The 9,440-nt window shown below is 33.7% G+C and carries 4 protein-coding genes; all 4 read left to right on the top strand.

What is annotated here, in order from left to right; translation table 11 throughout:
* Nucleotides 1-349: 349 nt before the first annotated feature.
* Nucleotides 350-4,051 (top strand): DNA-directed RNA polymerase subunit beta, encoded by a 3,702-nt coding sequence (gene rpoB / locus HLB29_RS08480; protein WP_185624737.1) that lies wholly within the window; start codon nt 350-352, stop codon nt 4,049-4,051.
* A gap of 142 nt (nt 4,052-4,193) precedes the next feature.
* Nucleotides 4,194-7,694, top strand: a complete 3,501-nt coding sequence (gene rpoC, locus HLB29_RS08475) for a DNA-directed RNA polymerase subunit beta' (RefSeq protein WP_185624733.1) — start codon at nt 4,194-4,196, stop codon at nt 7,692-7,694.
* A 98-nt stretch (nt 7,695-7,792) separates the two neighbouring features.
* Nucleotides 7,793-8,233, top strand: a complete 441-nt coding sequence (locus HLB29_RS08470; protein WP_185624732.1) for a GNAT family N-acetyltransferase — start codon at nt 7,793-7,795, stop codon at nt 8,231-8,233.
* Nucleotides 8,234-8,295: 62 nt separating this feature from the next.
* Complete coding sequence (locus HLB29_RS08465; protein ID WP_185624731.1) at nt 8,296-9,426, top strand: Mbeg1-like protein; 1,131 nt, start codon at nt 8,296-8,298, stop codon at nt 9,424-9,426.
* The last annotated feature ends 14 nt before the right edge of the window (nt 9,427-9,440 follow it).

The raw sequence follows: 9,440 nt of genomic DNA, 5'->3' as shown, positions 1-9,440 counted from the left end.
AGTCCAAAATTAATCCTAAGGTGACATTATCATAAAATAACAACAATTGTAAAATAAAAGACTTGAAAAAGTACAAAAATTGTGCTAAAATAATATACTGCTTAAAATGTGTAAATATGCCTATTTTTAAAGAGAGATAGGTAAAAAAATATATCTTTAATAGCAATATTTTTGTAAATAGCGATAAATAAAGTGGGCTTGTGAAGGTAAATTTCTGTTGCATTTAATTACTCTAAAGCAAGGTGGATTTATTATCGTGAACTCATAAATTAACAAATGCAATAAAATTTAATTTAGTGAGGTGAAAATTGTGGTACCACATCCAGTCACGATTGGAAAAAGAGAAAGAATGAGCTTTTCCAAAATCAAGGAAATAGCTGATGTGCCCAATCTTATTGAAATTCAGGTGGATTCATATGATTGGTTTTTAAGAGAAGGCTTAAAAGAAGTGTTTACAGATATTTCACCAATAGAGGATTACACTGGTAATTTGATATTGGAATTTGTAGATTATTCATTAGATGAAAAGCCTAAATACGATATTGAAGAATGTAAAGAGAGAGATACTACTTATTGTGCTCCTTTAAAGGTAAAAGTTAGACTTATAAATAAGGAAACTGGCGAGATAAAGGAACAGGAAGTATTTATGGGTGATTTCCCTTTAATGACTGACAGAGGAACGTTTATTATAAATGGTGCAGAGAGGGTCATAGTATCACAGTTAGTAAGATCACCAGGTGTATATTATTCGGAAGAAAGAGATAAGACCGGAAATAGACTTATATCTTCTACGGTAATACCAAATAGAGGTGCCTGGTTGGAATATGAAACGGATTCTACAGGAGTAATATCTGTAAGAGTTGACAGAACCAGAAAACAGCCGGTTACAGTTCTTTTAAGAGCGTTGGGAATAGGTTCAGATGCTGAAATTATAGATTTATTAGGTGAAGATGAGAGACTAAGAGCGACATTAGAAAAAGATAATACTACTAATGTTGATGAAGGTTTAATAGAGATTTATAAGAAACTTAGACCTGGAGAACCTCCAACAGTTGAGAGCGCCTCATCATTGCTGAATTCTTTATTTTTCGATCCTAAGAGATATGATTTAGCAAAGGTTGGTAGGTATAAATTTAATAAAAAACTTGCCCTTTGTTATAGAATAATGGATAAAATTGCAGCTAGGGATGTTGTAAATGAAGAAACTGGTGAAGTTTTTGTAAAAGAAGATGAAAAAATTTCTTTAGAAGTAGCTAAAGCAATCCAGAATTCAGGCATAAATTCTGTATGGGTAAAAATAGATGAAGAAAGAGAAATAAAAGTAATAGGAAATAATTTCGTAGACATTAAATCTCATGTAGATTTTGATATTTCGGATTTGGATATAAAAGAAAATGTTCATTATCCTACTTTAAAAGAAATATTAGAAAGCTATCAGGATGAAAATGAAATAAAAGAAGTTATTAGAACAAATATTAAATCTTTAATTCCAAAGCACATTCTGTTAGATGACATAATTGCTTCTATAAGTTATGAATTTGGATTATTCTACATTATAGATGGTAAAGACAGAATAGGTAATGTAGATGATATTGACCATTTAGGAAACAGAAGAATAAGATGTGTAGGTGAATTGCTTCAAAATCAGGTACGTATAGGTTTTTCGAGAATGGAAAGAGTTATAAAAGAAAGAATGACTGTTCAAGATATGGAGACTATTACTCCTCAGGCTCTTGTAAATATAAGACCGGTATCTGCGGCTATAAAGGAGTTTTTTGGAAGCTCTCAGTTATCACAGTTCATGGATCAGACAAATCCACTTTCAGAGCTTACTCATAAAAGAAGATTATCTGCATTAGGACCGGGAGGACTTTCAAGAGAAAGGGCAGGATTTGAGGTACGTGACGTTCACCACTCACATTATGGTAGAATGTGTCCTATAGAAACTCCGGAAGGTCCAAATATAGGTCTTATAAATTCACTTTCTACTTATGCAAAGATAAATGAATATGGATTTATTGAATCTCCATACAGAAAGTATGACAAAGAAAAGAAAGTTGTTACAGATGAAATTCATTACTTGACAGCCGATGAAGAAGATTTGTATGTAAGAGCTCAGGCTAATGAGCCTTTAAATGATGATGGAAGTTTTATGAATAATAGAGTTATTTGTAGAACTGTTTTAGGTGCGGTTGAATTGGTTCCGGAGGATCGTGTAGATTATATGGATATATCTCCGAAACAGGTTGTATCTGTTGCTACTGCTATGATTCCTTTCCTTGAAAATGATGATGCCAATAGAGCTTTGATGGGATCAAACATGCAGCGTCAGGCTGTTCCTCTAGTTAGAAGAGAAGCTCCAATTATAGGGACAGGAATTGAATATAGAGCTGCTAAAGATTCCGGAGCTGTTGTTGTAGCTAAAAATAATGGTGTAGTTGACAGAGTATCAGCCGATGAAATTATCATAAAAAAAGACAATGGTGATAAAGATAGATATAGATTACTTAAGTTTAAGAGATCAAACTCCGGTACCTGCTTGAATCAAACACCTATTGTAAGTAAAGGTGAAGAAGTTAAAGTAGGAGATGTAATTGCAGATGGACCAGCTACTGATCTTGGAGAAATTGCTCTTGGAAGAAACTGTTTAATTGCTTTCATGACTTGGGAAGGCTATAACTATGAAGATGCGGTTCTGATTAATGAAAGACTTATAAAAGAAGACAGATTGTCTACTATCCATATTGAGGAGTATGAATGTGAAGCAAGAGATACTAAATTAGGACCGGAAGAAATTACCAGAGATATACCTAATGTTGGTGAAAATGCTATAAAAAATCTTGATGAAAGAGGTATCATAAGAATAGGTGCAGAGGTTGATTCCGGAGATATACTTGTTGGTAAAGTTACACCTAAGGGAGAAACTGAACTTACTGCAGAAGAAAGGCTTTTAAGAGCTATTTTTGGTGAAAAAGCCAGAGAGGTAAGAGATACTTCTTTAAAAGTGCCACATGGAGAATCCGGTATCATAGTAGATATAAAAATATTTACGAGAGAAAATGGAGATGATTTATCTCCAGGTGTAAACGAATTAGTAAGATGCTATATAGCTAAGAAGAGAAAAATAAAAGTCGGAGATAAAATGGCCGGCCGTCATGGTAATAAAGGGGTTATTTCCAGAGTGTTACCTGAGGAAGATATGCCATTTATGGAAGATGGAACTCCAATGGATATAGTACTTAATCCTCAGGGTATACCTTCTCGTATGAATATAGGTCAGGTACTTGAAGTTCACTTAGGACTTGCTGCTAAGAGACTTGGCTGGTATGTTGCTACTTCAGTATTTGATGGTGCAAATGAGTATGACATAATGGATGCTCTGGAATTAGCGGGATATCCAAGAGATGGTAAGTTAAAACTATTTGATGGACGTACTGGAGAAACTTTTGATAACAGAATTACTGTTGGTTATATGTATTACTTGAAGTTACATCATCTTGTTGACGACAAACTACACGCTAGAAGTACAGGACCGTACTCGTTAGTAACTCAGCAGCCTCTGGGAGGTAAAGCACAGTTTGGTGGCCAGAGATTTGGGGAAATGGAAGTTTGGGCTTTGGAAGCTTATGGTGCTTCACATATTCTTCAAGAAATATTGACGGTTAAATCGGATGATGTTAAAGGTAGAGTTGAAACTTATGAGGCTATAGTTAAGGGTGAAAATATACCTGAACCGGGAATGCCTGAATCATTTAGAGTATTAATGAAAGAACTTCAGTCTCTATGCCTGGATGTTAGTGCTTTAGATCAAGATGGTACACCAATAGATATAAAAGAATCTGTTGATGAAGAAGGTATTGAGGAATTCAAGATTGAACAGATTGTTCCTGAAGATATTGAAGATACTCATATGATAGAAGAAGTTGAAGATGACGAATTCAATGATAATGATGACAATTCATTTGATGAGGATGAAATAGAAAACTTTGAAGATGACATCGATGAGTTTGAAGATGAAGTAGACGATTATGATGAAGATGAAGAATATTAATAGTCTTACATAATAATTCTAATTAGAAAGTATATATCAAAGGCGAATTAAAGGGTAGAAGGAAAAAGCTCCTAGTTCTCATATATTTGAGAACTAGGAAAGCAGTTAATTATATAAGTATCAAAAGAAGGGAGAGAACTCCTTGTTTGAATTAAACAATTTTGAGTCGATAAAAATAGGATTGGCTTCTCCGGAAAGAATTAGACAGTGGTCTAGGGGAGAAGTAAAAAAACCAGAAACAATAAACTATAGAACATTAAAACCAGAAAAAGAAGGCCTATTTTGTGAAAAAATATTTGGACCTACAAAAGACTGGGAATGCCATTGTGGTAAATACAGAAGAGTAAGATATAAAGGTGTTGTTTGTGATAGATGTGGAGTTGAAGTCACAAAAGCCAAAGTAAGAAGAGAGAGAATGGGGCATATAGAACTTGCTGCTCCTATGTCTCATATATGGTATTTTAAAGGAATACCATCAAGAATGGGTCTTTTGTTGGATATGTCACCAAGATCTTTGGAAAAAGTACTTTATTTTGCATCTTATGTAGTAATAGAGCCGGGTGAAACAGGGTTGGCATATAAACAGGTACTTACTGAAAGAGAATACAGAGCCAATATTGAAAAATATGGACATAGTTTTGAAGTAGGAATCGGTGCCGAAGCCATCAAAAAGTTATTAGAGAAGATAGATTTAGATGCTCAGTCTGCTGAACTTAGAGCCGATTTAAAAGATGCAACAGGACAGAAAAGAGTAAGAACTATTAGAAGATTGGAAGTAGTGGAGGCATTTAAAAAATCAGGAAATAAGCCAGAATGGATGATATTAGAAGCTATTCCGGTAATTCCTCCTGATCTTAGACCTATGGTTCAGTTGGATGGAGGTAGATTTGCCACATCTGATTTGAATGATTTGTACAGAAGAGTAATAAATAGAAATAATAGATTGAAGAGACTTCTTGAATTAGGAGCTCCGGAAATCATTGTTAGAAATGAAAAAAGAATGCTTCAAGAAGCTGTAGATGCGCTTATTGATAATGGCAGAAGAGGTAGACCGGTTACAGGTCCGGGAAATAGACCTTTGAAATCATTATCTGATATGCTAAAAGGAAAGCAAGGGCGTTTTAGACAGAATCTGCTTGGTAAGAGAGTCGACTATTCAGGGCGTTCAGTTATTGTTGTTGGTCCGGAGTTGAAATTTTATCAATGCGGTCTTCCGAAGAAAATGGCATTAGAATTATTTAAGCCTTTTGTAATGGACAAATTGGTTAAAAAAGGATATGCGCATAATATTAAAAGTGCAAAAACAATAGTAGAAAAAGTTAAACCTGAAGTTTGGGATGTACTTGAAGAGGTTATAAAGAGTCATCCGGTATTGCTTAACCGTGCACCTACTCTACATAGATTAGGTATTCAGGCGTTTGAACCGGTATTGGTAGAAGGTAAAGCTATAAAACTTCATCCATTAGTTTGTACAGCGTATAATGCGGACTTTGATGGAGACCAGATGGCAGTCCATGTTCCATTGTCAGTAGAAGCACAGGCAGAGGCAAGATATTTGATGTTGTCTGTAAACAATATACTTGCTCCAAAAGACGGTGCTCCTATTACCACTCCTTCTCAGGATATGGTTCTTGGCTCATATTACTTGACAATAGAAGCTCAGGAAGGAGCAAAAGGAACGGGTTCAGTATTTAAGGATTATAATGAATTACTGTTATCATATTTCAATCATAAAGTCGAATTACATGCTCTTGTAAAGATGAGAAAGACTTTAGAAGATGGAAGAAGTCAGATGATAGAAAGTACTGTTGGTAGATTTATATTTAATGAAGGTATCCCTCAGGACTTAGGATTTGTAGATAGGGAAAAAGATCCATTTAGTTTAGAAGTGGACTTCCTGGCAGATAAGAAAAAGTTAGGAAAGATAATAGATAAATGCTTTAGAAAGCATGGAAATACAAAGACTGCTGAATTACTTGACTATGTTAAGGGAATGGGATATAAGTACTCAACTGTTGGTGGTATAACAGTTGCGGTTGCAGATATGGATATACCGGAAGCTAAGTATACTTATTTAAAAGAAGCCGAAGATTTGGTAGATAAGTATGAAAAGGCTTATAGAAGAGGTCTTATTTCAAATGAAGAAAGATATGAAAAAGTTATTGAGACTTGGACTATAACAACTGATAAGGTAACTGAAGCCCTTATGGATGGCTTGGACAGAATGAATAACATATTTATAATGGCACATTCAGGGGCCAGAGGTTCTAAAAACCAGATAAGACAGCTTGCAGGTATGCGTGGACTTATGGCCAATGCATCCGGTAAAACAGTCGAAATACCGGTTAAGTCTAATTTCCGTGAAGGTCTTTCAGTAATGGAATACTTTACATCTTCGCATGGTGCCAGAAAAGGACTTGCCGATACAGCTCTTCGTACTGCCGATTCGGGTTATCTAACAAGAAGACTTGTAGATGTCAGCCAAGACGTTATTGTAAGAGATGTAGACTGTGGTACTACTGAAACTACAGAAATATTTGCAATAAAAGATGGAAATGAAGTAATAGAAGAACTAAGAGACAGAATTATAGGTAGATATACTATAGATTCAATTGTTCATCCGGAAACAGGAGAAGTAATCGTAGAAGCAGATCAAATGATACTTGAAGATGATGCAGATAAGATAGTTGAAGCCGGAATTGAAAAAGTTCATATAAGAACTGTGCTTAATTGTAAGACAGAACATGGCGTTTGTGCTAAGTGTTATGGTAGAAACCTTGCGACAGGTAAACCTGTCAATATAGGTGAAGCAATAGGTATAATTGCTGCTCAGTCTATCGGTGAGCCCGGTACACAGCTTACAATGCGTACATTCCATACTGGTGGAGTAGCCGGTGGAGATATTACTCAGGGGCTTCCTAGAGTCGAAGAGCTTTTTGAAGCACGTAAACCAAAAGGGCTTGCTGTTATCAGTGAAATTTCCGGTACTGTAGAAATAGATGAAACAGGAAAGAGAAAAGAAGTGATAGTAACGCCACAGGATGGTGAAGCAGAAGTATATCAAATTCCTTATGGTTCTAGAATAAGAGTTAAAAACGGTGCTTTTGTTAAGGCAGGAGAACCACTTACACAAGGATCTATAAATCCTCATGATATAGTTAGAGTTAATGGTATAGGCGGAGTTCAAGACTATATTGTCAAAGAAGTACAGAGAGTCTATAGATTACAAGGTGTTGATATTAATGATAAGCACATAGAGGTTATAGTAAGACAGATGCTTTCAAAAGTTAAAGTTGAAGATCCTGGAGATACAGATTTATTACCTGGTGGTTATGAAGATGTTCTAAACTATAATAAGTGTAATGAAGAAGCTATTGAAAGAGGAGAAAGACCTGCCACAGCAAAGAGGGTGCTACTTGGTATTACTAAAGCTTCTCTTGCTACAGAATCATTCCTTTCAGCAGCTTCATTCCAAGAAACAACAAGAGTACTTACAGATGCTGCTATCAAAGGTAAAGAAGATCATTTGATAGGTTTGAAGGAAAATGTAATTCTTGGTAAACTAATACCAGCAGGTACGGGTATGAAGAAGTATAGAAATATAGCAATAGAAAAAGAAGTTGTAGAAGATGAACAATATTAATAAAAAATAAAAACTATAAGGCGCTGTAATTTTACGGCGTCTTATATTAATATTTTATATTTTATGAAAAGTCATAAATATTTATGAGGAGGTATAAAATGAATTTTAAGACATTTAGCAAAGAAAGGTATGATGAATTACTAGATATGATGTCAGAGTTTTATACATCTGATGCAGTAGCTCATCCAATACCATTTAAAACAATAAAAAAACTACTGGATGATATAATATCCCAAAATTATCTTGTTAAAGGGTTAGAAGTTTATTATGAGGGTAATTTGGTAGGATTTGGTATTACTACAAGTTACTATGCTTCTGAGGTAGCAGGTATAACTGTTCAACTAGAGGACTTATATATTCAAAAAGAATACAGAAGTAAAGGGATTGCTAAAAAATATTTTAACTATATAATGAATAACAATCCAGAAGCTGTTAGATTTAGGCTGGAGGTTTCTCCATCTAATACAAGAGCCATTGAACTATATAACAAAATGGGATTTGACAAGTTAGAATATAATCAAATGATATTTGATTTATAGAATTTTTATAAAATGTATTTGTAGACGTATTTCCGGTTTTATCTAATGAAAGGTTGATAATTATGGATAATATAATGGATTATTTAAATTGGCGAGGAGATTTGACATTTGAACAAGATGAAATTAACGAAGTAGATAATTTGATTTTTTGTGAATTGTCTTATTTAAATATAAATACTTCAGGAGGGTCGACTTTAGAAGAAGTAGCAAATAGATATTTTCAAAATGATACACTAAATGAAAAAGAAAGAAAATCGACAAGTCTTATAACAAGGATAGAGGGATTGTTGAGGAAGGCTTCTAATACAAATAGATTTAGAAAAGTCGTAGTATCTGATTTTATAAGTAAATTTGATGAAATAAAAGAAGTTCAGTTTTGTGCAATGTGTTTTAAATTCAAAGATGATTCTATATACATTGCATTTAGAGGAACCGATGATACTCTTGTGGGATTTAAGGAAGATTTTAATATGAGTTTTTCCACATCCATTTATGGACAAGAATATTCAGCCAAATATTTAAGAAGTATTATGAAAAAATACAAAAAAGAAAAAATATTTGTAGGTGGTCATTCAAAAGGTGGCAATTTTGCAGTTTATTCAGTTATGGGTTTAGATGATAAAAATATAAACAGAGTTGAAATAGTCTATAATAATGATGGTCCGGGATTTTCAAGTGAAGTGGTAATTTCATCCAAGTATAAAAAAACTGTAAAAAAAGTAAAAAAAATAATGCCTAAAAGTTCTGTTGTGGGAATTTTAATGAAGGATAATGAAAATAGAAAACTTATAAATGCAATAGGTTCAACAGGATTTATTCAACACGACGGATTTAATTGGGAAGTTAAGGGAAATAAATTTGTTGAAGAAAAAAGGTTAACAAAGGATATAGTTTTCATTGATAAAACATTGAAACACTGGCTAGAAAATACAAGTGATGAAGAAAAAGCTGCGTTTGTAGATGAGTTTTATGAATTAATAATAAAGACTACAAAAGCAAAAAGGATAAGTGAAATATCAAATAAAAGATTAAAAGTGGCTATTAAAATATTAATGGAAATGTCAGATTTAGAGCCTGAAAAGCGAGAACTTATGTTAAAAATGATTAGTCAATTTGTAAAGAGTGGTTCGCAAATAATAAAAAGTCAAGAAAGGAAAAAGAAAAATAGAAAAAGATTTTTGAGAGAATTATAGTAACTCGCTATTAT

The sequence above is a fragment of the Peptostreptococcus canis genome, from assembly GCF_014229965.1.
Classification (GTDB): domain Bacteria; phylum Bacillota; class Clostridia; order Peptostreptococcales; family Peptostreptococcaceae; genus Peptostreptococcus; species Peptostreptococcus canis.
Note: the sequence above shows the minus strand (reverse complement) of the source record. Positions and strands in the feature narration are given on the sequence as shown.